20 protein-coding genes are annotated in these 25,694 nt (G+C 46.6%); 14 read left to right on the top strand and 6 right to left on the bottom strand.

Going from position 1 to position 25,694, the window contains the following annotated elements; translation table 11 throughout:
- The first annotated feature begins 20 nt into the window (after positions 1-20).
- The 8 genes from AC1RJL_RS18255 to AC1RJL_RS18220 all read left to right on the top strand — a co-directional run bounded on the left by AC1RJL_RS18255 (position 21) and on the right by AC1RJL_RS18220 (position 8,863).
- Complete coding sequence (locus AC1RJL_RS18255) at positions 21-977, top strand: RodZ domain-containing protein (RefSeq protein ID WP_492916674.1); 957 nt, start codon at positions 21-23, stop codon at positions 975-977.
- A gap of 27 nt (positions 978-1,004) precedes the next feature.
- Positions 1,005-2,129, top strand: a complete 1,125-nt coding sequence (ispG, locus tag AC1RJL_RS18250; protein ID WP_492916672.1) for a flavodoxin-dependent (E)-4-hydroxy-3-methylbut-2-enyl-diphosphate synthase — start codon at positions 1,005-1,007, stop codon at positions 2,127-2,129.
- Positions 2,130-2,163: 34 nt separating this feature from the next.
- Complete coding sequence (gene hisS / locus AC1RJL_RS18245; protein WP_492916670.1) at positions 2,164-3,435, top strand: histidine--tRNA ligase; 1,272 nt, start codon at positions 2,164-2,166, stop codon at positions 3,433-3,435.
- An 82-nt stretch (positions 3,436-3,517) separates the two neighbouring features.
- Complete coding sequence (locus tag AC1RJL_RS18240) at positions 3,518-4,213, top strand: YfgM family protein (protein WP_492916668.1); 696 nt, start codon at positions 3,518-3,520, stop codon at positions 4,211-4,213.
- On the top strand, positions 4,210-5,436 hold the full coding sequence (gene bamB / locus AC1RJL_RS18235; protein ID WP_492916666.1) for an outer membrane protein assembly factor BamB: 1,227 nt from the start codon (positions 4,210-4,212) through the stop codon (positions 5,434-5,436). The genes AC1RJL_RS18240 and bamB overlap by 4 nt, the downstream gene beginning before the upstream one ends.
- A gap of 159 nt (positions 5,437-5,595) precedes the next feature.
- Entirely contained in the window at positions 5,596-6,999 is a 1,404-nt protein-coding gene (der, locus tag AC1RJL_RS18230; RefSeq protein WP_492916971.1) for a ribosome biogenesis GTPase Der, read from the top strand.
- A gap of 182 nt (positions 7,000-7,181) precedes the next feature.
- Entirely contained in the window at positions 7,182-8,381 is a 1,200-nt protein-coding gene (locus AC1RJL_RS18225; protein ID WP_492916664.1) for a PP2C family protein-serine/threonine phosphatase, read from the top strand.
- The gene (locus AC1RJL_RS18220; RefSeq protein ID WP_492916662.1) at positions 8,381-8,863 is read left to right on the top strand and encodes an STAS domain-containing protein; all 483 of its coding nucleotides are present in this window, start codon (positions 8,381-8,383) and stop codon (positions 8,861-8,863) included. The genes AC1RJL_RS18225 and AC1RJL_RS18220 overlap by 1 nt, the downstream gene beginning before the upstream one ends.
- A gap of 33 nt (positions 8,864-8,896) precedes the next feature.
- Here the strand turns inward: AC1RJL_RS18220 and AC1RJL_RS18215 are convergent, their stop codons facing one another.
- The 3 genes from AC1RJL_RS18215 to dusA form a co-directional block, all read right to left on the bottom strand.
- A complete protein-coding gene (locus tag AC1RJL_RS18215; protein ID WP_492916660.1) occupies positions 8,897-9,355 on the bottom strand; it encodes a tellurite resistance TerB family protein in 459 nt (152 codons plus the stop codon).
- Positions 9,345-10,301: a transaldolase gene (gene tal, locus AC1RJL_RS18210; RefSeq protein ID WP_492916658.1), complete on the bottom strand. Its 957-nt coding sequence runs from the start codon at positions 10,299-10,301 to the stop codon at positions 9,345-9,347. Before tal ends, AC1RJL_RS18215 begins: the two co-directional genes overlap by 11 nt.
- Positions 10,302-10,436: 135 nt before the next feature.
- Complete coding sequence (gene dusA, locus AC1RJL_RS18205; protein WP_492916656.1) at positions 10,437-11,453, bottom strand: tRNA dihydrouridine(20/20a) synthase DusA; 1,017 nt, start codon at positions 11,451-11,453, stop codon at positions 10,437-10,439.
- A gap of 126 nt (positions 11,454-11,579) precedes the next feature.
- Here dusA and moaC point away from each other — a divergent pair, with 126 nt between their 5' ends.
- The 3 genes from moaC to moaE are packed head-to-tail and all read left to right on the top strand — an operon-like array spanning position 11,580 to position 12,770.
- A complete protein-coding gene (gene moaC / locus AC1RJL_RS18200; RefSeq protein WP_492916654.1) occupies positions 11,580-12,065 on the top strand; it encodes a cyclic pyranopterin monophosphate synthase MoaC in 486 nt (161 codons plus the stop codon).
- Complete coding sequence (moaD, locus tag AC1RJL_RS18195; protein ID WP_492916652.1) at positions 12,062-12,310, top strand: molybdopterin converting factor subunit 1; 249 nt, start codon at positions 12,062-12,064, stop codon at positions 12,308-12,310. The genes moaC and moaD overlap by 4 nt, the downstream gene beginning before the upstream one ends.
- Before the next feature lies 1 nt (position 12,311).
- Positions 12,312-12,770 (top strand): molybdopterin synthase catalytic subunit MoaE, encoded by a 459-nt coding sequence (moaE, locus tag AC1RJL_RS18190; protein ID WP_492916650.1) that lies wholly within the window; start codon positions 12,312-12,314, stop codon positions 12,768-12,770.
- A gap of 66 nt (positions 12,771-12,836) precedes the next feature.
- On the opposite strand, the gene fucP is transcribed toward moaE, so the two are convergent.
- Positions 12,837-14,159, bottom strand: a complete 1,323-nt coding sequence (gene fucP / locus AC1RJL_RS18185; RefSeq protein ID WP_492916648.1) for an L-fucose:H+ symporter permease — start codon at positions 14,157-14,159, stop codon at positions 12,837-12,839.
- 274 nt (positions 14,160-14,433) lie between these two features.
- On the opposite strand from fucP, the gene AC1RJL_RS18180 reads away from it, so the two are divergent.
- Positions 14,434-15,465, top strand: a complete 1,032-nt coding sequence (locus tag AC1RJL_RS18180) for a LacI family DNA-binding transcriptional regulator (protein ID WP_492916646.1) — start codon at positions 14,434-14,436, stop codon at positions 15,463-15,465.
- Between the two features lie 68 nt (positions 15,466-15,533).
- Here AC1RJL_RS18180 and glk read toward each other — a convergent pair whose 3' ends face one another.
- Positions 15,534-16,538 (bottom strand): glucokinase, encoded by a 1,005-nt coding sequence (gene glk / locus AC1RJL_RS18175; protein WP_492916644.1) that lies wholly within the window; start codon positions 16,536-16,538, stop codon positions 15,534-15,536.
- Positions 16,539-17,096: 558 nt separating this feature from the next.
- On the opposite strand from glk, the gene AC1RJL_RS18170 reads away from it, so the two are divergent.
- A complete protein-coding gene (locus AC1RJL_RS18170; protein WP_492916642.1) occupies positions 17,097-19,556 on the top strand; it encodes a glycoside hydrolase family 3 protein in 2,460 nt (819 codons plus the stop codon).
- Between the two features lie 473 nt (positions 19,557-20,029).
- Positions 20,030-21,274, top strand: coding sequence for an alginate export family protein (locus AC1RJL_RS18165; protein WP_492916640.1), 1,245 nt, complete (start codon positions 20,030-20,032; stop codon positions 21,272-21,274).
- Between the two features lie 206 nt (positions 21,275-21,480).
- On the opposite strand, the gene AC1RJL_RS18160 is transcribed toward AC1RJL_RS18165, so the two are convergent.
- Entirely contained in the window at positions 21,481-25,590 is a 4,110-nt protein-coding gene (locus tag AC1RJL_RS18160; RefSeq protein ID WP_492916638.1) for a hypothetical protein, read from the bottom strand.
- Positions 25,591-25,694: the final 104 nt, after the last annotated feature.

The following is a 25,694-nucleotide window of genomic DNA, read 5'->3' as shown; positions in this document are numbered from 1 at the left end:
ATTGGATTAACGGGTATTCAATGTTTTCTGATGACGAAAAAAAGCCACTAGACGATAGCCGCTTTCGTGAGCTTTCCCCAGGTAAATTATTAGTCTGGGCACGTGAGCGTGCCGGTTTAAGTCAGGAACAGGTTGCCAAAGAACTCTATATGACGCTGACTAAAGTGCGTGCGCTTGAATCGGATGATTATCGTTATATGGGTTCAGATACATTTACCCGTGGTTATTTGCGTTCTTACGCCACATTAGTAAAACTCGATGTAATGCAAGTGTTGGCTGCATATGATCGTCACGCACAAAAACATGGACTGGTTGAACAGGTTTTGCCGCAGCGTATTGAGTCTGCTAATAAACCCCTGTGGCAATTTATAGTATTGGTGTTACTTGCATTATTAATTTTGTGGCTGATTTCAATCTGGTTTTTTGATAATCGCCAGCAGCCAGTTTATGACAGGCCCGCAACGACAGGCGTGCAGCCTGCCGTAACTGCATTGAATGTTCAAGTTGCTAGTGGTTTCGGTTCAAGTCAGTCATCTTTTAATAATACTGCTATTGCTCCGGCAGATGTTGCGACTCAACTATCTGCATCGGCTGAATCGGTTGTCGTATCTGGATCATTGCAAAGTGCAAGTTCTGTCAGTACTGCCCAATCCAGCAAAAGTATTTCTTCCATTGCCGCTTCTATACAAACAACACCATCAGTGCCACAAGCCAATGCGAGCAGTTTGGATACGATCAGTTTTAGTTTTACAGAAGAGTGTTGGTTAGAGGTGAGCGATGCGCGCGGTGATGTATTGGTTGCTGATTTGCAATCATCCGGCGGGCGTTTGACATTACAGGGAGAAGCCCCGTTTGATGTCAAGCTCGGTAACTCGCCGGCAGCAAAAATTGAATTGAATGGTGATAATGTGGCGATTGTACCTGCATTAGGCACAAATGTTTTATCGCTAAAAGTGGGTAAAACCACTCGCGAGTAATCTCGTAAAAATTGATCAGGAATATATATGCATTGCGAGTCTCCAATAAAGCGCCGTAAATCTCGTCAAATTATGGTGGGTAATGTACCTGTTGGTGGCGATGCGCCAATTTCAGTACAAAGTATGACTAATACTGAAACTACAGATGTAGAGGCAACGGTAGGGCAAATTCGTCGTATTCAGGCGGCCGGCGCAGATATTATTCGCGTTTCTGTTCCTACCATGGAAGCCGCTGAGGCATTCGGCGAAATTCGTAAGCAAGTGACTATTCCTTTAGTTGCCGATATTCACTTTGATTACCGTATTGCACTGCGCGTTGCTGATTTGGGTGTGGATTGTTTGCGCATTAATCCAGGTAATATCGGGCGGGAAAAACGCATCGTAGCAGTAGTGGATAAGGCGCGCGATCTCAACATCCCGATTCGTATCGGTGTCAATGCCGGCTCGCTTGAAAAGGATCTGCAAAAAAAATACGGCGAACCAACACCCGATGCATTAGTGGAATCGGCATTGCGTCATGTTGAAATTCTGGACTCTTTAAATTTTCAAAACTTTAAAGTCAGTGTAAAAGCATCTGATGTTTTTATGGCGGTTGAGGCTTATCGCAAGCTTGCCAAATTGATTGAGCAACCATTGCATTTGGGGATAACCGAAGCTGGTGGCTTACGCTCGGGTACAGTGAAATCATCGATAGGTTTGGGGGCGCTTTTGATGGATGGTATCGGCGATACTATTCGTGTGTCACTCGCTGCAGATCCGGTTGAAGAGATCAAAGTAGGCTGGGATATGCTGCGCAGTTTGCGTTTACGTAGCAAAGGCGTGAACTTTATTGCCTGCCCAAGTTGCTCGCGGCAAAACTTTGATGTGATCAAGACGATGAATGATCTTGAGCAGCGTGTAGAAGATATTACGGTTCCTTTGGATGTTGCCGTTATCGGATGCGTGGTCAATGGGCCGGGTGAAGCTAAAGAAGCTGATTTGGGTCTTGCTGGCGGTACTCCCAGCAATTTGATTTATATTGATGGCGAACCAAACCAGAAATTATCCAACGAAAACTTGGTCGATAATCTCGAGCGCTTGATTCGTGCAAAAGCCGCACAAAAACAAGTGCAGATGGATGCCGATGCTAGAAATATTATTGCTAAAGCCTGATGGCTTTTTAATCTGTAACAGTTAAGGTTTGAAATTGAAAAAAATCCAGGCAATTCGCGGTATGAACGATCTGCTCCCGGCAGATTCTCCGCTTTGGCAATATGTTGAAAGTGTCGTTACCGATATTTTGGCTCGTTATGGCTATCAGGAAATTCGTTTTCCGATTGTTGAGTCGACAGAGTTATTCAAGCGTTCTATTGGTGAAGTGACCGACATTGTTGAAAAAGAAATGTACACATTTGAGGATCGCAACGGAGACAGCCTCACATTGCGCCCAGAGGGTACTGCATGCTGCGTGCGCGCCTGTGAAGAAAACGGTTTGCTTTATAATCAAACGCAACGTTTGTGGTACATGGGGCCGATGTTTCGTCATGAACGTCCGCAGAAAGGTCGCTATCGTCAGTTCCATCAAATTGGTGTTGAAACTTTTGGCATCCAGGGGCCGGATATTGATGCCGAAGTACTGGTATTGAGTGCCCGCATTTTGCGTGAGCTCGGTGTGGCAGAGCATGTTCAGTTGCAAATCAATTCACTCGGAAGTTCTGATGCGCGTTTGGCATACAAAAATGCGCTTGTTGCCTATTTAAGTAATGTGCAAGACCAGTTGGATGAAGATAGCAAACGCCGTCTTTCCACTAACCCAATGCGTATTCTCGATTCCAAAGATGCTAACACCCAGACGCTGCTCAATAGAGCTCCGGTATTGCTTGATTATTTGGATGAAGAATCGCGCGCGCACTTTGATGGATTGAAATCGTTGCTCGATGCGGCCGGCATCCGTTACGTGGTTAATTCGCGTTTGGTGCGCGGCCTCGATTATTATGGTAAAACGGCGTTCGAGTGGGTAACGGATAAATTGGGTTCCCAAAGCACGGTTTGTGCTGGTGGTCGCTATGACGGGTTGGTTGAGCAATTGGGTGGTAAGGCTACACCTGCGGTTGGATTTGGTATTGGCCTTGAGCGCTTGGTATTGTTGCTGCAAGCTGTGGAAGTGGTACCCCAAGGCCTTGACCAACAAGCTGACATTTATTTTGTTGCAGTAGGTGATGTGCAATCTACAGCAATGCAGTTTGCGGAAAGGGTTCGCGATGAGCTGCCGTTTGTTCGTTTGTTAACCAATTGTGGCGGTGGCAATTTTAAAAACCAGTTGAAAAAAGCCGATAAAAGTGGAGCTGATATCGCGTTGATCCTGGGCGAAGATGAAGCGAAAGCCGGTAAGGTAACTATCAAATTTTTGCGCGAAGAAATTGAGCAGCAAACGCTCGGTTTTGATGAAGCAATTGCTTATCTGGAGGCACTTGAGTAAAGCGATTGATCGAGTAAAAAAATAACGTTTTAAAAACCATTTCAAATTGTGCGCATTGCGCTAAGGTCAATAGGAGTTAATTGTGAGTGTACATCTGTCAGAAGAAGAACAAATTGAATCGTTAAAACGCTGGTGGAAGGATTACGGCAAAACGGTAGTTATTGCAGTCCTGATTGCTGTGGTGGGTTATTTTGCTTACACCACGTGGCAGGACCAAAAACGTCAGAGGGCAGAGAAAGCATCAGAAGTATATGAGCAGTTGCTCAAACTGGCGAATGCTGAGCCGGGAAAAACCTTGAGTGATTCAGACAAGGCGACTATCACCCATCTTGCAGGTGAGTTGAAGGATGGAAATAGCCACAGTATGTACGCGCACAGCGCAGCATTTTTCCTTGCCAAGTTAGCGGTGGATGATAACAAGTTGGATGCTGCGGTGACTGAACTTAAATGGGTTTTGTCTGCCAAACCCGAAGCCGCTACCGAGCAACTTGCCCGTTTGCGTCTCGCTCGTGTATTAACTGCACAGAAAGCCTATGCAGATGCGCTGGCGCAATTGTCACCAGAGCCAGCAGCTGCGTTTACTTCAGAGTACGCAGAAGCGCGTGGCGATATTCTTAAATTACAAGGCGATCTGGATGCTGCACGCACAGCCTATGAAAAGGCGTTGGCGGCAACTGATCCACAACAACAAGAGCGTTTCATGTTATTGCAAATGAAAGTAGATGATCTGAAAGTAGAAGCTTCGCCTGCAGTTGCTGCTGGGGAGAAGGCTCAATGATGCAAGTCTCTGTGAGGCACCTGAGCTGGTTGGTATTGCTTTGTGCATTCGCTATGTCTGGCTGTTCCTGGTTTAGCAAAAAAACAGGTAATGAGCCGATGGAATTGGTCGGTTTTAAGGAGACGCTTGGTCTCGATAAAGTCTGGAGCCGTGGCATAGGTGATGGCCAAAGCAAAGGGTTTAGTAGCCTTACTCCTGCATTGGATGGCGATGCGATCTATGCAGTGGATTATAAAGGTTTGGTTGTTGCTCTCGATAACAAAACCGGTAAAAAACTGTGGACTCGCAAAGTTAATAAAGAGCAGCAAGGTTTATGGACCTGGTTAAAGAGCTTTTTTGTTGCGACAGATCCTAACCGTCAAATTGTTGGTGGGATCGCTGCGGAAAATGGCCTGTTACTAGTAGCCACTTACGCGGGTGAAGTGATGGCTTTGTCCAAAGAGACTGGCGATGAGCTTTGGCGCAAACAGTTGCCGGGTGAAGTGGTTTCTGCTCCACGCACCAATGGCAGTGTTGTTGCAGCGCAAACTGTGAACGGCAAATTATTTGCACTGGATGCAAAAACTGGCGATCAATTGTGGTTCTATGACAATCCTCCACCAGTACTGACCTTGCGCGGTACTCCTTCACCGATTGTGACCGATGCTGCTATTTATGCTGGTTTCTCCAATGGCCGGATGATGGCATTTAACCCGGATAACGGTCTGATTTTATGGGAACAGCGTATCGCATCACCCAAGGGGCGTTCCGAGCTGGAGCGTATGGTTGATATCCATTCAACTCCGATTATTAAAGATGGCGTGATTTATGTGGGTACGTACCAAGGGCGCATTAGTGCATTGGCTCGCGGTACTGGCAGTCCTGTCTGGGGAGTGGACGGTTCGACTAGCGAGAGTATTGCGTTGTCCGCCGATAAACTCTTTGTGGCCCATGCCGATGGCAAATTGGTCGCTTATAGTTCCGCGACTGGCGAGCAGTTATGGAGCAATGAAAAAATGCTTCGTCGCCTGCTAAATGGTCCACAAGTATTTAGTGATTATGTCGCTGTTGTTGATTTTGAAGGCTACATGCATGTGGTTAATCAAAGTGACGGTGAATTTGTGGCGCGCACACGAGTAGACAGGAAGGGCGCTCGTGCCCCTATGCTGACAGATGGTGAAACACTGTATGTGTATACCAATCGCGGTAAGCTAATTGCCTTTCAGGCAGAAAAGGACAAATAGTTTCCACGCTTTATCGCTACAATAACCAGCCGCTTGAATTTACCTTAATCCAGTGAGGTAAAATTTAGCGGCTGGTTTTGTTTTTGGCGTATTTGAATTTATGCAGCAATTGTTGCTGCATTATCGACATGATTTTTCATCCCAATTGATATTTTTATGATAATCCCCGTAATAGCACTTGTTGGTCGCCCTAATGTGGGTAAATCCACGCTTTTTAATCGCCTTACCCAATCGCGCGATGCGCTCGTGGCCGACTATCCAGGCCTTACCCGCGACCGTAAATATGGAGAGGGTGTGTTGGAGAATCGCCGGTTTATCGTGATTGATACCGGCGGTATCAGCGGTGAAGAAGAGGGCATCGACAGCATGATGGCTGGGCAGTCGCTGCTAGCCATTCAGGAAGCTGACATAGTGCTGTTTATCGTGGATAGTCGGGTCGGATTAAATCCTGCCGATGAGCTGATTGCCAAGCATTTGCGCGTGAATAACAAAAAAACCTATCTGGTTGCCAACAAAATTGATGGTATGGATCCGGATATCGCCTTGGCTCCTTTTTACGAGCTGGGGCTTGGTGAAGTTCACCCAACAACAGCCAGCCATGGTCGCGGCGTAAGATCCTTGATGGAAGAAGTGCTTGCGGATATTCCCGAGTTACCCGAGGACTATCAAACCGATGAAGCTAGGGGGATCAAAATTGCGATAGTCGGTCGCCCCAACGTCGGTAAATCAACCTTGGTAAATCGCTTGCTCGGTGAAGATCGGGTGGTGGTTTACGATCAGCCGGGCACAACGCGTGACAGTGTTTACATCAATTACACACGTTTTGATAAGCCTTATACGCTAATCGATACAGCCGGCGTTCGCCGCCGCAAAAATATCGATTTGATGGTAGAAAAGTTTTCAATCGTCAAAACTATGCAGGCAATCGCTGACGCCAACGTTGTTGTGTTGGTGATGGATGCCAGCGAAGGTGTGGTAGAGCAAGACTTACATTTGATGGGTACGACTATCGAAGCGGGACGTGCGCTGGTCATCGCATTGAACAAGTGGGATGGTTTGGATGATGCGCATAAGCAATATGTTAAAAGCGAAATAGAGCGACGCCTGCGTTTTGTGGATTTCGCTACCATTCATTTTATTTCAGCGTTACATGGAACCGGTGTTGGCAATCTATATAAATCGATTGAGTTGGCTTATCAATCTGCGACAGATAAATTCAGTACCAACTTTCTAACACGTATTTTGCAAGATGCTGTACGCGAACATCAACCGCCAATGATTCAAGGTCGTCGCATCAAGTTACGTTATGCGCATCCTGGCGGCCATAACCCGCCCATTATTGTAATCCATGGCAACCAGACCAATGATGTACCCAGCCACTACACCAAGTATCTGGAAAAGACCTTTCGGCGCGTGCTTGATTTGCATGGCACCCCGATAAGAATCGAATTCCGCAATAATGAAAATCCTTATACGGAGCGCAAGAGCAAGATGACCCAGCGTCAACTGGTCGAAATGCGCCGTAAGGCGGAGCGCGATAAAAATCGCAATCGCCCGAAATAATCGATAATCAGCTTTTTGGCTTGCTCCCTAAAAGAGCAAAGCAGCGATAAACAAAACTTAATTAGTCAAGCTGCAGATGCTTTCGTCTCTACAGCTTGCGCTCTTGAAAGTGAAGGAGTAGTGTTACGCGCCTTATGGAACTACCCTTAACTCATATGTTTCAATAACCGCCCGAGCAGAAGATGACACCCGCAAGCCGCAAGCTGCTTATCATCGATGACGACGCCCTTGTCCGCCAGAGTATTGTGACTTATCTGACGGATAGCGGTTTTTGTGTCTGCCCGGCAGCTGATGCTACTGCTGCGCTTGAATTACTTGCCTTCCCTGATAACACCCTGCCTGACCTGATTATTACTGACTTGCGTATGCCAAATGGCGATGGCTTGCAGCTATTGCAGATACTGCATGAGCGCTATGCATCGATTCCTGTCATTGTTATTTCGGGCGCCGGGGTAATGAATGATGTGGTAACTGCCTTGCGTTTGGGCGCGCGCGACTACCTGATCAAACCTGTCGTTGATTTGGAAGTATTGGTTCACTCAATCAATAAAGTGCTTGATCGTCAGGATTTGGAGGAAGAAAACCAGCGGTATCGCGATCAACTGGAAGAAGCAAACAGGGAGTTAAAGGAAAATTTACGTATTCTCGAGCGCGACCAAATTGCCGGTCGACGAGTGCAGCGACGTTTGATGCCGTCAGGTTACACAACTGAAGAAGGTTACGTAGCTGCCCATACGATTATTCCGTCCTTATTTCTGAGTGGTGATTTTGTCGATTACGCTCACATCAAGAAACGCTACCTCGCTTTTTATCTGGCTGATGTCTCCGGGCATGGCGCTTCATCTGCGTTTGTTACCATCTGGCTTAAGCATTTGGTTAGTCGCATGGTACGAGAAGAAGGATTATTTGGCGACGAGAACTCTTTCGCACGCGGAGCTGATCTCATGCTGCGGCAGATTAATCGCGAATTGCATGAAACCCGCTTGAGCCATCATTTGACCCTCTTTGTGGGAGTAATTGATACGGTCACCCATCAAATGCATTATGTGGTTGCTGGCCATCTTCCTATGCCCATTTTATTGACTGGTGATGGCGCTGAATATTTAACCGGGCGCGGCAAGCCGGTTGGCATTTTCAAAGAAGTCGGCTGGGAAGTTTATGAGCGTCAATTGCCAGAAAAATTTGCATTGGTTTGCTTTTCTGATGGCGTGTTGGAGACCTTGCCCCAGACTGAGCTTCAGGATAAAGAAGCGCATCTGTTAAAACTAATTGCTTCAAGTAGTGGCAGTTTGGATTCTGTCTGTAATACTTTAGTTATAAAAGAAATTCGCGATAACCCGGATGATATTGCAGTCCTGTCCATTAGCCGAGGTGTTAGTTAATGAAAGCCGGCCAAATATTGGTTGCCGATCACAACGGTGTTTACGTGATTAAAATGGTGGGTGATGTACGCCTGACATTGTGTATTTCGTTTGATCAGTTTATTGACGCCATGTTCAAGAGCGAGAACTTTACATCAGTATTGTTCGATCTTTCCGATGCGGAAGCCATCGACAGCACCACCTTGGGTTTAATGGCAAAAATCTCGATATTGGGGCAGGAGCGACGTGGCATTATGCCGGTGATTTTGGCGAGCAACCCCAGTATTCAGCGCATTTTACAAACCATGGGGTTTGGTGATATTTTTACAATCGTCGATAAGCTGAGCGCACCGGTGTTAGATGGTCAACCACTCAATTGCATTAACTGTGATGAAAAAGAAGTGAAAGAAAAGGTAATTGAAGCACACAAAATTTTGATGGGATTAAATGCCAGCAACGCCGATACTTTTCGTAATTTAGTCAATATGTTAGAAAACTGCTGATCTACTCCTAAGTTTGTTACTGGTTTTTTAACGCTACAAGCTTGCCTTAATCAGGCTTTTCGCACGAATAAATTCTGTATGCGGTACGTAAATCAAATCTGCTACTTTGCGAATAATATAATCTTCGTACTTGTTTAAATCGCCATCCGCATAAGCCATTTCCCACATGGCTTTCATCAGATTAAATTTCTCTTCCTGATTACAATATTGATTAATCAATTGGGTAAATTGATGTAGCGAAGTTGCATGGTTGGTTTCGTGTTTGGCGAGACTGATAAGCTCATCAAGTTCGTCCGTCGATAAAGTAAATTTACGTTTGAGGATAGCGCCAATATTTTGCAATTCCGCAGCAGAAAATTGATGGTCCGCCATGGCTACTTCAACGAGCAGTGCTGCAATCGCCAGCTGTTTTTGGTGATCGGAAAGGATAGGCGAAGCGCCCCCGGCAGGCTGCAGGTGGCGCTCGATAAAGCGTGAGAGTTTACTGAGCACGGGTTTTCAACAAATTCTCAAGATTGACCTGGTCTTTTACAAAGCCGCGAATACCTTCGGCCAATTTCTCGGTGGCCATTGCATCCTGGTTAATACCGGAACGGAAGCTGGCTTCAGACTCAAGCAGCTTTGCAATGGTCTCACCTGGATTGTTAGGTGACAGCACACGTTTAAGCTCGCCTTTGTCCTGATCCAACTCTTGCAGCAGTTGTGGGCTGATGGTCAAGCGGTCACAGCCAGCCAGTGCCTCGATTTCGCCGAGGTTGCGGAAGCTTGCGCCCATCACGACAGTTTTATAGCCGTGTTGTTTGTAGTAGTTGTAGATATGACGCACAGATACCACGCCCGGATCTTCTTCGGCGGTGTATTCTTTTTTATCAGTGTTGGCTTTGTACCAATCCAGAATACGTCCTACGAAGGGTGATATCAAAAACACACCGGCATCAGCACAGGCGGCAGCTTGGTTAAAACCGAACAGCAACGTAAGGTTACAGTTGATACCTTCTTTTTCCAGTACTTCCGCAGCGCGGATACCTTCCCAGGTGGAAGCTAATTTGATCAGGACGCGCGATTTATCAACACCGCCTTTTTCATAAAGCTTGATCAATTCGTGGGCTTTAGCAATAGAGGCTTTAGTATCGAAAGAAAGACGCGCATCCACTTCAGTTGAAATACGGCCAGGAACGATTTTCAGAATTTCCAAACCTATTCCGACAGCCAGGTGATCTGAGGCAGCGCTTAATTGTTGTGCGCTGTTGGCAATGCCTTTGCTGGCATTGATGGATGCAGTCAGCAAATCCTGGTATTGCGGCATTTGCGCCGCTTTATATACCAGCGATGGGTTAGTGGTAGCATCCAGCGGCTTATAAAGGCGGATGGCTTCAATATCGCCGGTATCAGCGACAACATCGGTAAATTGCTTCAGTTGTTCAAGTTTACTAGTCACAGTGCTAATCCTATTCTCTGAAAGTACAAGTGGTTGATCTTCGTTTTATTGCCGTCAGATATATTATAGTCTCAATGACTTTATGCGAAAAGCAGTCATTTTTTATAAGCTGATAATCCAATAGTGTCGAAGGCCTTAAGCGGTTCCGGCTCCAACTGTATTTGCTAATGGTAACTCATTTAGCGCTGCAAGGGCGCGTTCAAGTACTTCAATTCCTGCCTCAGGTTTATGCGCTTGTTCACTGATTATCCGGCGAAACTGCCGCGCACCCGGAAGCCCTTGGTAAAGGCCCAAAATATGTCGCGTTAGATGATTAAGTCGCGCACCTTTGGACAACTCTTTCTCGCAATAAATCATAAATTTTTGCATGACTTCATCACGGTTCACTATTGGCTTATCCATCCCGTAAATTAATTGATCGACCTGCGCCAGAAGATAAGGGTTACTGTAGGCTTCACGTCCGATCATCACACCGTCTACATGATCCAGAAGGTTTTTGCTTTGCTCGAGCGTGGTAATACCGCCATTGATGATGATATTCAGGTGCGGAAAATCTTGCTTCAATTGGTATACTTTATCGTACTGCAATGGCGGAACTTCGCGATTTTCCTTTGGGCTCAGGCCTTTCAGCCAGGCTTTACGCGCATGTACGATAAAAGTATTGCAGCCGGTTTTGGCAATTGTTTCGACAAAATTCACCAAGCCTTCATAGTCCTCCATATCGTCAATGCCAATACGATGTTTGACGGTGACGGGGATTTTTACCGCCTGCTGCATAGTTGCAATACAGTCTGCGACCAACTCGGGTTCTGCCATCAGGCAAGCACCGATCATCCCGTTTTGCACACGATCACTCGGGCAGCCACAATTGAGATTAACTTCGTCATAGCCCCAATCTTCTGCAATGCGAGCGCATTCGGCCAGTGCGATAGGATCGCTGCCGCCTAATTGCAGTGCTAGCGGGTGTTCACAGGCGTTGTAATCCAGAAAACGGGATTTGTCGCCATGCAGTAGTGCACCAGTAGTGACCATCTCGCTATAAAGCACGGCTTTCTGGGTTAATAAGCGCCAAAAAGTACGACAGTCAGAAGTTGACCATTCCATCATTGGGGCAAGCGTGAAGCGGCGATCAAGAAGTTGGACTGGAATCATTACGCTGTGGAATTCTGCTGCGAGGGAAATAAAAGTGCGGCCTTGGCCGACAGGTGTTTTATGATAACGATATTTATCTTCCGCTGCACGGTAAAGTGCAATCCATCGTATTAGGACGAATTGTGTATGTCATTAACCCATATAGATTCCCATGGGCACGCCAGTATGGTGGATGTGTCGGAAAAACCTGCAAGCATCCGTGAGGCACGTGCATTTGCGCGAGTGTTGATGAAACCGGCAACCTTGGCACAAGTTAACGCCAACAGCCTAAAGAAAGGTGATGTTCTGGCTGTTGCGCGGATTGCCGGTATTCAGGCGGCAAAGAAATGCGCTGATTTAATCCCGCTTTGCCATCCACTGGCGCTCAGCCAAGTTGCGGTGGATTTTGTAATTGATGAGCGGCAATCTGCAATCGAAGTTACCAGCTATTGCAAACTCACCGGGCAAACAGGTGTCGAGATGGAAGCGCTCACCGCAGCGAGTATTGCAGCCTTAACGATTTACGATATGTGCAAGGCAGTTGATATGGAAATGGTGATAGAACAGGTGTGCTTGCTGGAAAAATCCGGAGGGCGTCGTGGCCATTATCTGCGAAAGAGTGATAAACAATGATTCAGGTTTTATTTCTTGCCCAATTGCGCGAACAATTAGGAACTGCCGGATTGCAAATCCCTGCTGGAAATATCGATAATGTTGCCGCAGTCAAGCAATATCTGTTGGACGAGAATCCGCATTGGGAGCAATTTTTCTTGAACAGTAAATTGTTAGTTGCCGTTAACCATGAATATGCGAAAGCGGATGCGACAGTAAAATCCGGTGATGAAGTTGCTTTCTTTCCGCCAGTTACCGGAGGTTGATATGTCTTTTTCTGTCGCAGTACAGACGGAGGATTTTGATGTGGGCCGAGAGTACAACGAATTAATTTTCGCTGATACCGTTGCAGGCGCTGTAGTTTTTTTTGTAGGGCGGGTACGCGATACGAATTACGCGCGCAATGTGAAAAGTTTATCGCTCGAACACTATCCTGGCATGACTGAAAAAATTTTGCAGCAAATTCTGGATGAAGCTAAATCGCGCTGGGAATTAATTGCCGCACGTATTGTGCATCGTGTTGGCGAGTTGCATGTGAGTGATCAAATTGTATTTGTCGGGGTGACGAGTGCGCATCGTGAACACGCCTTCCAGGCTGCCGAATTTTTAATGGATTTTTTAAAAACGCAGGCGCCTTTTTGGAAAAAGGAGCTAACGGGGCAGGGCACTTTATGGATAGAAGAAAATTCCAAAGATGTGGAGGCGAGTCTGCGCTGGAATAAATAGGCAAATATCAGGTAAAAAAGTGGGCGCAATAGCGCCCATTTTTTTATCAACTTGTACAGCCAGAAATTATAAGTGTCCTGGTTCTGAGGTTGGCGCAGTTTTGTAGATACCTGCAAACTTAAGGCCGAAATACATAATGTATAGATAGCAGGCGGCAGGCAACAGGAAGGACAATTGCAGACCAAGGGTATCAGCCAATGCACCTTGCAATAAGGGTACTAACGCACCACCAACAATTGCCATACACAGAATGCCTGAGCCTTGACCGGTAAACTTACCAAGGTTGTGCAATGCCATACTGAAAATAGTTGGAAACATAATAGAGTTAAACAAACCAACCGCGATAATCGACCACATAGCCAGCTTACCTTCGGTGAAAGTGGCCGTTAATATAAGTAGCACAGAACAAATGCAATTAAACGCAAGGGTTTTACCCGGGCTGACATAGCGCATTACTGCAAAGCCGATAAAGCGGCCAACCATAGCACCACCCCAGTAATAACTTACCAGATGCGCCGCGTCAGCTTCTTTCAGGCCTGCAATGTGTGCTTCACCGAAAAAGTTAATCAGGAAGCTACCAATAGCTACTTCTGCACCGACGTATAAAAAGATCCCAACTGCGCCAAGTACCAAATGCTTATGAGAGAGGGCAGATTCTTTGGTCGATGAAATATCACCAGATATACCGGGCTCGTCGTTGTGTTGGATTTTTGGCAATTTGGCAAAGGCAAAAAATAATGCCAAGCCAACCAGGGCAGCGGCGAGAGCAAGATAAGGGCCTTGAACAGCAGCGGCTTCTTTCGCACGGTATTCAGCCAGCTCAGCTGTTGGTAATAGTGCTAATTGGTCTGCGGTTAATACAGCGCCGCCTAAAATTAAAATACCGCCCAACCACGGAGCAATCGTTGTTCCCAAAGAGTTGAAAGCCTGGGTCAAGGTTAAACGGCTGGATGCTGTCCTTGCCGGACCAAGTACAGTTACGTAGGGGTTGGCCGCAACTTGTAAAATGGTGATGCCTGACGCAAGAATAAATAATGCGAGCAGGAAAATAGCGTAGCCGCTAGTCGCAGCAGGATAAAACAATGCACAACCCGAAGCGGCAATAAGTAAACCTGCCACAGCACCGTTTTGGTAACCCAGTTTTTTGATCAAAGCACCGGCGGGCAAGGAAATAACAAAGTAAGCACCGAAGAAGCAAAATTGCACCAGCATTGCCTGGGTGTAACTCAGGGTGTAAACACTTTTAAGATGCGGAATTAAAACATCGTTCATTGATGTTAATAATCCCCACATAAAAAACAGGATGGTGATGATAATCAAGGGCACAGTATTGTTGCCTGTGTCCACCGGGCTGTGTTGCGTTGATGAGCCTTGCGGAATGCTGGCCATGGTTCTACCTCATTGTTATAAAAATGGTCTGTCGTTGTCGTGGTCTTAAATTGACGATTGCCGATCGAAAGCGTGCGTCAAGCGCGCGGTACTATAATCCAAGCGTATAAAGCTGTCACATTGTTTGTTCCCGGTTTACAATCACTTGCATCACTTTTGTCTTATGGTCAATGTGACTTATATTGTGTTGCTAATAATTTGACTGATAAGCCTGACCAGTATTATTTGACCTGCGTAAACAGAAGCGATAAAAATCTACTTTGAGGTGAGTACAGTGGCAAAAGCAACCATTGATGATGTCGCCGCGTTGGCGGGCGTGTCCATGAAAACTGTGTCGCGTGTTGTGAATAATGAACCCAATGTTCGTCCGGCGACCCGCGAAAAAGTCGAGGCTGCGATTGCCACTTTGGATTATCGCCCCAACCAGTCAGCGCGTAGTCTGGCCGGTAATTGTTCCTATCTTCTCGGTCTGATTTACGGTCATCCCAGTGCGCACTACGTATTGGATATCCAGGAAGGTGTGCTGGAAATATGCCGCCCCCAGCGTTACGAATTGTTGGTGCACCCGGCCATTCATCGCGATCCCAATTTGATCAATGAAGTGACCGATTTGATTCTGGAAAAACGTGTTGATGGAGTAATGCTTACGCCACCGTTATCCGACAATATGAATGTCATTAATTTGCTTAAAAAAATGAATATTCCATTTGTGCGTGTCGCGCCGACAGAAAATAAATCGCTCTCGCCCTATGTTGAAACTAATGATGAAGAAGCGTCATACGATATGACTTGCCAGCTCATTGCATTGGGGCACACCAGAATTGGTTTTATTTGCGGCCATCCCGATCATCGCGCTATGTCGTTGCGTTTCGAAGGTTACAAAGCGGCGTTGGTGGAAAATGATTTGCCGCTGCTGAAAAATTTAGTGGAGCAGGGCGATAATTCATTTGAGTCCGGCGAGATGTGTGGGAAAAAGTTATTAGGCGATGCACTGCGACCAACGGCAATTTTCGCTGCTAACGATGATATGGCGGCAGGTGTAATGATGGTGGCGCATCAGCTGGATATTAAAATTCCGGGGCAGTTATCGGTAGCGGGTTTTGATGATACGCCTGTAGCGCATCAGATTTGGCCGGCGCTGACAACGATTCGCCAGCCTATCCGGCAGATGGCAAAAAAAGCGACTGATTTATTGCTTAAGCAATTAAAAGGTCGGGAAATTCAATTGCCAGCCAGTATGTTGAGTTCCAGTATTATCACGCGTGAATCGACGGGTGCGCTTATCAAACCAAAAGATAAGCATTAATCAATTGATTATCGCGCTCAAAAAAATGCACCCGAAGGTGCATTTTTTTGACTGAAAATTTATTTATTTCAGTTGGCGCTCAATTCTGGTGTATGGTGAATCAGCCACGCCGCTGAACCTACTAATGCAGCTTTGTCATTGATGATCAAACGGATTGAAATGTCGCTGACATAGCTATCCATTGGGCCTTTGTTTTTGTAGCGCTCAAGAAAGTGGGATTCGGGTAAGAGTCCAACTAATTTTGGTGTGATTCCGCCACCAATAACTACGCCGCCGCGAGCACCTGTTGACAGCGCTTTATCACCGGCAACTTCTCCCAAAACATCACAAAATGTTAATACTGCTTCGCGACAGAGCGGGTCTTCATTGGCAAGGCCTTTTGCGCTGACATCAGCAGGCGTATAGGGTTTTGCCTCGACACCGGAATTGTGTGCAAGCGCGCGATAGAGTGTTACCAAGCCGCCGCCAGATAGAATATTTTCCACTGATACGTGGTTTTGTTCTCTCAGTAAAAACGATTTGATATCCAGCTCTTTTTCATTAGTCGGTGCAAAGCTTGCGTGTCCGCCTTCGGTAGGGATGATCTCCCATTTGTTTTCGTCGGGAACCAGTATCGCCATGCCAAAACCAGTGCCTGGACCCATCACTACAATAGGTGCATCTGCGTTGGCTTTGTGAGAGTCGTACAAGGTGACCAGCTCGTTTTCTTGCAAGAATGGAACGGCGTAAGCGAGCGAGGCGAAATCGTTGATCACATGCAGGGTTTTCATACCCAATTGATCGCGCAAGCCGTCAATCGAGAATTTCCAGTTCAGATTGGTCATCGATGCCTGGCCATTTTCAATAGGGCCGGCGATTGCCAGGCAGCCATAGGAGGGAACATCAATGCCAAATTCAGCACAGCAGGCTTTAATCATGGTGGCCATGTCAGCGTGATCGGCACATTTGAGAGTGATTTGGCGTTCAGCGGTGTAATTGATTTGGCCATTTTTGCGCGTATCTTCCGCATCAAATTCAACCAGGCCAAAGCGGCCATTGGTGCCGCCGATATCTGCAACCAGTAACAGGCTCATGTGACTCCTCAACTTCTTTTATATAGAAGATCAAATAGTTATAGGGGGAATGTGTTGGAATAGTGGTTAGGCGCGGGAGGATAACATTAATCTGAATGAGCGGAAATTTACTTTTCATCAAGATTAATCAATTGTCACTTATTGGCTTTTGCTACAGACATTGATTCTTTTATAGCGATTTATTCACATATTTTGCTGATAAATCAGATTGTTAATATCTTCAGTTTTGTCGGTTAAAACATTATTGACAGCGCTGTCAGTAAAGGGTAGTTTGCGCCAGCTTGGGAGTGGTTGCTGGCCCTTTTATCGGCCACAATGAAGTACGAGAAACCTTGTCATATAGAGAGAAGCTCAGTGATGAGCATTCCGCACGAGTTGCTCCTGACTGGTTATACCTCGGGGTTAGTATCAGGGAACCTTCTGCTTGATTATCCAGACTGCTGCTATTAAGTGATGCAGTCTTGTGCCCTGTTTGGCAGGGTGTTCAAGTTTTATATCGTCATTATCCAGATTAATTTATACAGTCAAGTTAGCCAGACAATCCCGGAGGTTGTAAACGTGCAGTGGCCCAACATCACCAGCAAGGTGAAAAAAGATCCAGCGCTTGAAGCAAAAATTGATGAATTGCTTGCGCAGTTAAGTCTTGAGGAAAAAGTAGGGCAGATGATCCAGCCGGAGATTCGCCACCTCACCCCGCAGGATGTTAAGGATTATCACATCGGCTCGGTATTAAACGGCGGTGGCTCGGTTCCCAATGGCAACCGCTATTCGAAAGCGGCCGATTGGCTGGCAATCGCCGATGCATACTACCAAGCGTCTATGGATACCAGTGATGGCAAAATCGCGATTCCGATTATGTGGGGCACAGACGCTGTACATGGCGTGGGCAACATCGTTGGCGCAACTTTATTTCCGCACAATATTGCATTGGGTGCAGCGCGCAACCCGGCGCTGATTAAAGAAATCGGCCGCATTACAGCAACTGAAATTGCGGTAACCGGTTTGGATTGGGATTTCTCGCCAACAGTCGCTGTTGCACGCGATGATCGCTGGGGGCGTACTTACGAATCTTATTCCGAACATCCTGATCTGGTACGTGAATATGCGGGCATGATGGTTGAAGGCCTGCAAGGTGAAGCGGAAAGCTCCGGCTTTTTATCCAAATATCGTGTTATTTCCACCGCTAAACATTTTATCGCCGATGGTGGAACCCACAACGGGATTGATCGCGGCAATTGTCTTGATGATGAAGAAACTTTATACCGCGTTCATGCGGCCGGTTATTACAGCGCGATTGAGGCCGGTGTACAGAGTGTGATGGCTTCTTTTAATAGCTGGCATGGCGAGCACATGCACGGGCATCGCTATTTGCTTACTGATGTACTGAAAGACCAAATGGGTTTTGATGGGTTGGTCGTTGGCGATTGGAATGGCCACGGATTTATTGCGGGTGCCACTGTATTAAATTGTCCTCAAGCGATTAATGCCGGATTGGATATTTTTATGGTGCCGGACCCGGATTGGAAAAAGCTTTTTCACAATACTGTCGAACAGGCTCGCACAGACATTATTCCTATGGCGCGCATTGATGATGCTGTGCGCAGAATCTTGCGTGTTAAATTGCGCGCAAATTTATGGGAAAAAGGCTTGCCGTCAACACGTCCGCTAGCGGGCAAAGATGAGCTGCTTGGTGCAACCGAGCATCGTGCAATTGCCCGGCAAGCTGTGCGTGAATCGATTGTCTTGTTAAAAAATAAAAACAATCTTTTACCTCTGTCGGCTAAAGCCAATGTGCTTGTTGCTGGCGATGGTGCGGAAAATATCAGCAAGCAAACTGGCGGTTGGTCAGTGAATTGGCAGGGTACCGGTAATACGATGGCCGATTTCCCCGGTGCCACCACAGTGTGGGCGGGAATTCAGTCCGCCGTTACCAATGCAGGCGGTCGCGCCACGTTAAGTACAGACGGTTCTTACATTGAAAAGCCGGATGTGGCTGTCGTTATTTTTGGTGAAGATCCTTATGCAGAAATGCAGGGCGATATCCAACATCAATTGCTTAAAGCGGGTGATACCAGCGATCTCGAATTGTTGAAGAAATTAAAAGCCGACGGTATTCCCGTAGTTGCGCTTTTTATTACCGGTCGTCCCATGTGGATCAACCGTGAGTTGAATGCCTCTGATGCATTTGCCGTTATTTGGCAGCCGGGTACAGAAGGTGCGGGTATTGCAGATGTGATTTTCAAAACGGCGGCGAATCAAATTAATTATCCGTTAAAAGGTCGTTTGGCGTTTTCCTGGCCGAAGACACCTGACCAGGGCACCCTGAATATCGGCGATGAAAATTATGATCCTCTCTTTGCCTACGATTTTGGTTTGACCTACGGTGACACAGATACATTGGGTGATGACCTTTCAGAAGAGGGCATTACCTTTGCGGCCAGTTCACAGGTATTAGAATTATTTAATCGTCGTCCTTTGGGGGCATACAGCATTATCCTGGAGGGTAAAAATAATGACCGTGCAAACCTCAACGGCAATATCGCCAGCGTTTCTACCTTGACTGTCAGCTGTGTCGACCGTGATGTGCAGGAAGATGCACGTCGTGCGATATGGAATGGGGAAGGCGAAGGTCTTGTAGGTATATCCACGCTCAACCGCCAGGTGCTAAGCGATTATTATGAGTCAGATTCTTCGTTGGTATTTGATATCAAAGTCGATACAGCACCCGCAGATAAAGCTTGGATACGCATTGGTTGCGGTCCCTCCTGCTATTCGCAAGTGGACATTACCCGTGAGCTGACAACCATTGCCGGTGCCGGGTGGAAAACCTTGTCGGTAGATTTGAAATGTTACCCCGATGCAGGCACTGATTTTGGTTTGAAACGCACTCCGCAAGAGCTGTTTGCGCTGATCCTGGAGCCATTCTCACTGGTTGCTAACAACAAGCTGGATGTAACCTTTGCACAAGTGAAAATAGAAAAAGGTCTTGCCCAAGGGGCGAGTGTGCGGATTAATTAATCGTCAACCACCTTCAATCCCGGAAGCCGCACAAGCAATTGTGCGGCTTTTTTGTGCTTGCCGTTTGAGCCAGTAAATAATGCTGCTGATGTTTTGCCTTAACATTGTGCATTTCAAAAAATGATCGGGCATTTCTGTGATCCACTAATGTGCATTAAGTTTTTTATTTTTGAATTTAAATGGCGCTCTGAAAATTTTATTTCACCACAAAAGAGCATTAAAAAATTTGTGATATCTTAAATGCTGATTTTTGGTGAATTTATATCCCTTTGATTAATAATGAAATATTCCTTCAAAGTCTTTATAAGAAATCAATTGGCATAAGCATTGCTCTCCTGCATTTCAGCCACTTCCGTGTTGTGACCATAAAAATTACGTGAGCTTTTTAGTGCATGGAAAAAATAAATTTTAAAAATTTATTGGGGCGGCGCTAATGACTTATACACATTTTCTTAAAACTTTGGGGAAGCTCTATGAAAAAAAATACCATTCATCTTCTTGTTGCTGCGGCAAGCTCATTGTTTTGTGCTGTGCCCGGCGTTTCAGCGAAAACATTTACTGAATCCATGCAGCAGGGCAGTGTGATTAAAGTAAATTTTCGCACGCGCTATGAAGATGTTAGCGAAGATATTATCGATGCAACCGGTAAAAAAATTGGAGAGAAAGAAGCAGATGCCTGGACAACGAGATCGCGCTTGTCCTATCAGTCAGGTGTCTGGAATGGCTTTGGTTTCACTGCGGAAATGGATAATGTGAGTGAGATGACTAATGATGTTGACTATCGTACTGCCGCGAATGATCCGGCAAATATTAACAGGGCGGTCATTGCTGATCCCGTTGGAACAGAAGTGAACCAGGGTTTTATTTCCTACACCACGTTCAATAACCAGATTAAATACGGTCGCCAGCGATTGATGCTGGATAATTCACGGTTTATTGGAAATGTGGGTTGGCGACAAAACGAACAAACCTATGACGGTATTTCGTTTACCAACAAAGCGATTCGCTACACTAATTTTACTTACGCCTATATCAAAAATGTGAATCGTGTTTTTGGTGAAGATAATGCGGGATTGGGAGATTTAAATATGAATAGTCACGTCCTTAATGCAAGTTACACCGGCTTTGATGCGGGTAAATTGATTGGTTATTCCTATCTGCTGGATGTGGAAAACCCTATTGTACAATTTGGTCTTTCCAGTGATACCTACGGCGTGCGTTGGCAAGGTGTTGTAGGTGAAGCGTTTATCTACAACCTTGAATATGCTACACAAAAAGAGGCAGGTTTAAATGCAGCCTATGATGCTGATTATCTGTTGGCAGAAGGTACTTATACCATTTCCCGCTTTAGTATTGGTTTGGGATATGAAGTGTTGGGTGCTGATGATGGTGCTTATGGTTTCGCTACGCCACTTGCAACATTACACGCATTCAATGGGTGGGCGGATAAATTTTTGACCACGCCCAAAGATGGATTGGAGGATAAATATTTGAATCTGGGTGTAACATTTGCCGGTGCCCAAGCATTGCTGGGTTATCACAAATACGATGCTGATTTTGGCGGCGCCGACTATGGTGATGAAATTAATTTGAGCCTTAGTAAAAAAACAGGTGCGGTAGTCTGGACTGCAAAATATGCCCAATACGCGATGGGCGATGCGGCAACCAAAGTAACCGATACCGATAAATTCTGGATAATGGCAGACTGGAATTTTTAATCCGTATTTAAAAATGTTGTTACAAGACATTCGTAGGGGCGCTGCTTGCCGCGCCCAATCGCCCAATCTACCAGATAAAGAAATGACCAAATAAAAGACTCGGCGCAGCAAGCAGTGCCCCTACAATTTAAATCGGAAAAGGATATACAGTATTTTTATTTACCCTCGCCAGTTGGCGAGGGTTTTCTTTTTTTACGATTGAAAGGTTATACAGCCGGTGAGTTTGGATTGACTGTTTTATTCTCCGAATCCTCACCTTTTGCTGCGTCAGGAGCCGATGGCAGAATTGAATCCGGTGCATACCAAAGTGCATGGCGACTCAGCTGTGCCCAGCTCCAGCGAACCCATTGCGTCAACGCCGATGCGAGCCAGAGTGACCAGAGCAGCATTACTAATTTATAGCTCCACAGCGGCAGCGAAATAATCCAGGCTTGCGGAAACTCATTTGTACTTTGGTCTTGATACCAACGTAAATGATGGGCATTGGAGCCATTGCCTATGATGTGCATATCGGGGTTGGATAATAAGCTGTAGGGAATACTACCCAGTATTAATAGCAGCGTAATTAGCGATAAAGAGAAGAGGCCGAACTGCATCCATTTAAAAACAGTGCGCGACGATATTTTCTCCAGCATTCCTCGTCGGTTGAGTAGGATCAGCCAGATAGCAACAAGCGCCAGCACGTAAAGATTAACCGTTGCAACGCCCAGGCTTAACAGCACCCACTGGTGTGTTTTCAGTGGTGTCAGGTTGCTGCGTCCGAGCACAACAGCAAGTAATAAAATGATCACCAACATTCCCCACAGTAATACCGATGGTCCCATGCTTGGGCCGCCCACGAGTAGCGTCCAACGGTCACCGGGTAAATTGATATTGATACTCTGGTTGCTGCTATGGTTGCCAAGATGTATTAACGGGCTGTTGGTTTTAAAGCCGATGCCCTCATCTTCCTGCCAGCCAATTTCCAGATCTTGTTTGCCGGGGCGCAACGGAATTTTTATCCCGCCATTAACTGCTTGAAGCGCAACTTCCTCGCCATTAACCGTAATGCCCGCAAGGCGAGCGCCTTCAGGTAGGTTGAAATCATAGTAGCCCGCTTGATTGGTGCGCACCAAGAGTGAAAGCACCGAGTTGCTGGCGCGATCGCCAAGGTCGTAATCCAGTTTGGCTTCGTCGATGCTAATAGCATTACCTTTGGTTGCCTCAGGTCGGCTTACAAAAATGCTGATGCTTTCATCGGGCCAGGGTTGCCATACCGGTAAATTGTTATTGGCATCCGAATAAATGGATGGGATTCCCGTTATCTGGGTATTCCAAATTGGCGAGCTATCCAAAACCCATATTTCAACCCACGCTGGATTTACAGATGCCTTTAGCGTTAAAGGAGATTCTGCTTTAAGGGTGGAATGCCAGATTATTTGTTGCTGGTTTGCATTTAACTGCACGCTGATTTTGCCTCTGCGGGCTTCGTCCCCGGTAATGGAAACATCGCCGCTGATGGGCGACTCTCCGGCAAGCAAGGGGATATCCAGATTGATAATTCCCTCGGTGGGCGCGATGCGTTCTACCCGCGTCTCTACTCGCCACTCCAAGCCCAATTGCAATTGACGAGTTACAGTAACGAAAGGTGTGATAGGGTCCGGGCGCAGATGCTCCACCGTGTCCTGATTTGCACTGCTTTCACTGCGCTGTAATTGCAGTGAACTGCTGGCCTGGTTTGCGGTGGGGGCACCATTTAATTGCCAATCCTGTAATTGGCTGGTGAGATTGTGCAAGGCCAGCGGGAAAGCGAGATTGATGTTATCTCGACCTGTTACATCAGCTTGCAGGCTGATGGTGTTGCGTCCCTTGCGCAAATTAACAAGCAACTGACCGCTTACTAGCTGTACCAGCGATGCCGGTTTGTTGTTAACCTGGACCTGGTTCGGCCACCATTGTTGCCGCTGTGCGGGAAGCGGCAGGGCGATCAAGTCGGCACTGTGAATGATCATCTCCAGCGCAAGTTTGTCACCCTCCATTTTTAACCGGACTGATTCGATACTGGCGCAGTCTGGCAGGCACTCACCGGGTTTGGTCAGTCGTGCTTCCAGTTCTTTTAATAAGCTATTGGACACGAGGACATCGGCTTGGGCGGGATCGCTTTGGGTTAGTCCACCAGCAATTATCAGCACTGCCGGCAATACAATTTGTTTACCAATTTTGAACGATGGGATTTTGTGTCCCACTTGTTGCAAAAATAAACGCAGTAAAAGCGCACCCAACAGCAATGGCAATATCATCGACAGGATATTGCCCAAGCGATTAAATGCTGGCGACACAAGATAAAGTTTGGTGATTTCATCCGGCTTTACTGGTCCACTCCAGCTTAAATAAATGTTGTTCCAATTCCAGTCGGGAATTCCCGGGCCTGCTTGTACTTGTTGTCCTATATCGTACTCCTGCGAAACTTGCTGTTTTGTGTAGGATGCGCGCGCGCCGGTCACGATTATTTCTTCTGCCATTTGCGGGGCAGGACTTGTAACTGATTTGCTAACTTTCTTATCCGAGGAAGCAAGCGATATTCCCCATGATTTTTCGAAATAGTTTTCAGTGATATTACGCTCGGCAAACTCCAGTTGCGGATAAAACACCTGGCGCGCCTGTTGCACACTGAAGGTGAGTAGCAGAAGCGCAAGTGCAATAAAACTTAGATAGGCATAGCGCGATAGATAAACTTTGAAGCGGCCGTTTACCACAGGCAAGAGTGCCAGCAGTATCGCGATGTTGAGCCAGATAAATACCGGAGCACCGGAGCGATGGAATATTAACATCAGGGTTAACAATGCAATTCCCCCCCATAGTGGATTAGCGAGGCGGGCGAGGGCAACGCTGATAATCAGTACCAGAAAAATATCCCACAAGCTCCATTGCGAAATCCAACTGCCGGATTCATAACTTGCTCCGCTAGCCGTCAATAATGACCAACCGGGCGGTAGGTGAAGATGGGTCGCGACTTCTGCAAAATCTACCGACCAGCCGGTAACGGGAATATTGGTAGTACGAGCCAGGCGGCTGATAGTTTTCAGTTCAATTTCGCGGTTGCGAATTTCGATTCCGCTATTTTTGCTTTCTGCAAGTTGAGTAACCAATTGCGGCATGCCGTCGAGTTCCGCACTTTGCAAATCATAATGAGGCAAGGTTTCCATACGCCAGCCTTGCCGTAAGCGTCCGGAAATTTCATCGCGCAGCGTAAATCCTTGTCCGTCAAAATCAAGCCAAATTTCTTTTTCCAATGCCAATTGGTTGCTGCTTTCACCTGCACCGCGTTGCAGTTCTTCCAGTTTCATTGGTGTATCAGGAGTGATCAGATATGCGGGCAATTCACGCCATTCGCCGGGGAGTTGGGTTTGGCTTGGATCTATGCTGGGCACGCCGGATACTTGCAAACTGCGCAATGCAGGTTGAGGGACGAACACCCAAACTTCTTGTTGCGGCCATAAATTGCTGGTTGCTTTATAGCCCAGGGTTGTTTCCGGTTTGGTAGACTGCATTTGGAGTTCAATCTCCCAACTTCCGGGTCTTACACGGACGCGCATATTTCCATCTTTCTCAAGGCGTGCAGGCAGCGGACTATTGAATGACACCGGTGTAAAGTTATCGAGTAGTAGCTGCCCCAATTGCAGCTCCCGCTCTTTACCGCTTACATCCAGTTGTACGCGAGTGATGATTCGAAGTGGAATCCCATCGCGGATCTGACGAAACACGCGCAGCTGTAAATTATCTTGTTGTTGGGTTTCTCCACCAGTATTTTGTATCGATGCCAGCCAGAGCTCGCTACTGCTTTCGAGTGATGGATTGGCGACGGTGATCCCATTAAGTTGCAATTTGATCAAGCCTGAAGCGGAGGGGATACTGAGCGTGCGAGGGATACTGCTCCAGGGGATATCACCTTGTAATTCATAAATGCCCGCGCGAAGAAAAATCTCCGGAACACCTGCGCGTTCGCGAATGATCAGAGTGTTGTCATTAAGTTGATTGCGTGTATCGCGTATATTTTCCGGCCAGAATCCACTACTTCCAGGCAACCTGACCCAGTTATCGCTGAAGGTTTCGATTTGCTGGGTAAATTTTGCCCCCTTGGCCGCAGCATCAATTCGCAGCTCACTCATCCACACGCAGGTGCGCTGTGCATCGTTATATAAAAAGGGGCAACGTATATCGGGGTGTTTTTCCAATACCCAGCCTTGCCAATCTTGCAGGGCTGTGGGTATCTCGGCAGCCTGTAAATTGCAGCACACCATTAGGCAGGCAAAAGCGCGAATCAACTTGCGATGCATAACAACTCCCTATGGAAAAATTTTGATAATTATTGGTAAATCAGTTATCGGCTAGTACGAAATAGCGTTGATCTGCCAGGGAGTATAAAGCTAATTTCTGAATG

The organism is Cellvibrio sp. GW822-FHT04B05 (genome assembly GCF_058800985.1).
The sequence above is the reverse complement of the archived record's forward strand: the minus strand, read 5'-3'. Positions and strand labels throughout refer to the sequence as shown.

Excerpts from the sequence above, each read along its gene's own strand:
- AC1RJL_RS18160 (WP_492916638.1), bottom strand. The coding sequence starts at position 25,590 with ATGCATCGCAAGTTGATTCGCGCTTTTGCCTGCCTAATGGTGTGCTGC.
- ispG (WP_492916672.1), top strand. The coding sequence starts at position 1,005 with ATGCATTGCGAGTCTCCAATAAAGCGCCGTAAATCTCGTCAAATTATG.
- moaC (WP_492916654.1), top strand. The coding sequence starts at position 11,580 with ATGTCATTAACCCATATAGATTCCCATGGGCACGCCAGTATGGTGGAT.
- dusA (WP_492916656.1), bottom strand. The coding sequence starts at position 11,453 with ATGATTCCAGTCCAACTTCTTGATCGCCGCTTCACGCTTGCCCCAATG.
- moaD (WP_492916652.1), top strand. The coding sequence starts at position 12,062 with ATGATTCAGGTTTTATTTCTTGCCCAATTGCGCGAACAATTAGGAACT.
- AC1RJL_RS18225 (WP_492916664.1), top strand. The coding sequence starts at position 7,182 with ATGACACCCGCAAGCCGCAAGCTGCTTATCATCGATGACGACGCCCTT.
- bamB (WP_492916666.1), top strand. The coding sequence starts at position 4,210 with ATGATGCAAGTCTCTGTGAGGCACCTGAGCTGGTTGGTATTGCTTTGT.
- glk (WP_492916644.1), bottom strand. The coding sequence starts at position 16,538 with ATGAGCCTGTTACTGGTTGCAGATATCGGCGGCACCAATGGCCGCTTT.
- AC1RJL_RS18165 (WP_492916640.1), top strand. The coding sequence starts at position 20,030 with ATGAAAAAAAATACCATTCATCTTCTTGTTGCTGCGGCAAGCTCATTG.
- AC1RJL_RS18255 (WP_492916674.1), top strand. The coding sequence starts at position 21 with ATGTTTTCTGATGACGAAAAAAAGCCACTAGACGATAGCCGCTTTCGT.
- moaE (WP_492916650.1), top strand. The coding sequence starts at position 12,312 with ATGTCTTTTTCTGTCGCAGTACAGACGGAGGATTTTGATGTGGGCCGA.
- AC1RJL_RS18220 (WP_492916662.1), top strand. The coding sequence starts at position 8,381 with ATGAAAGCCGGCCAAATATTGGTTGCCGATCACAACGGTGTTTACGTG.
- fucP (WP_492916648.1), bottom strand. The coding sequence starts at position 14,159 with ATGGCCAGCATTCCGCAAGGCTCATCAACGCAACACAGCCCGGTGGAC.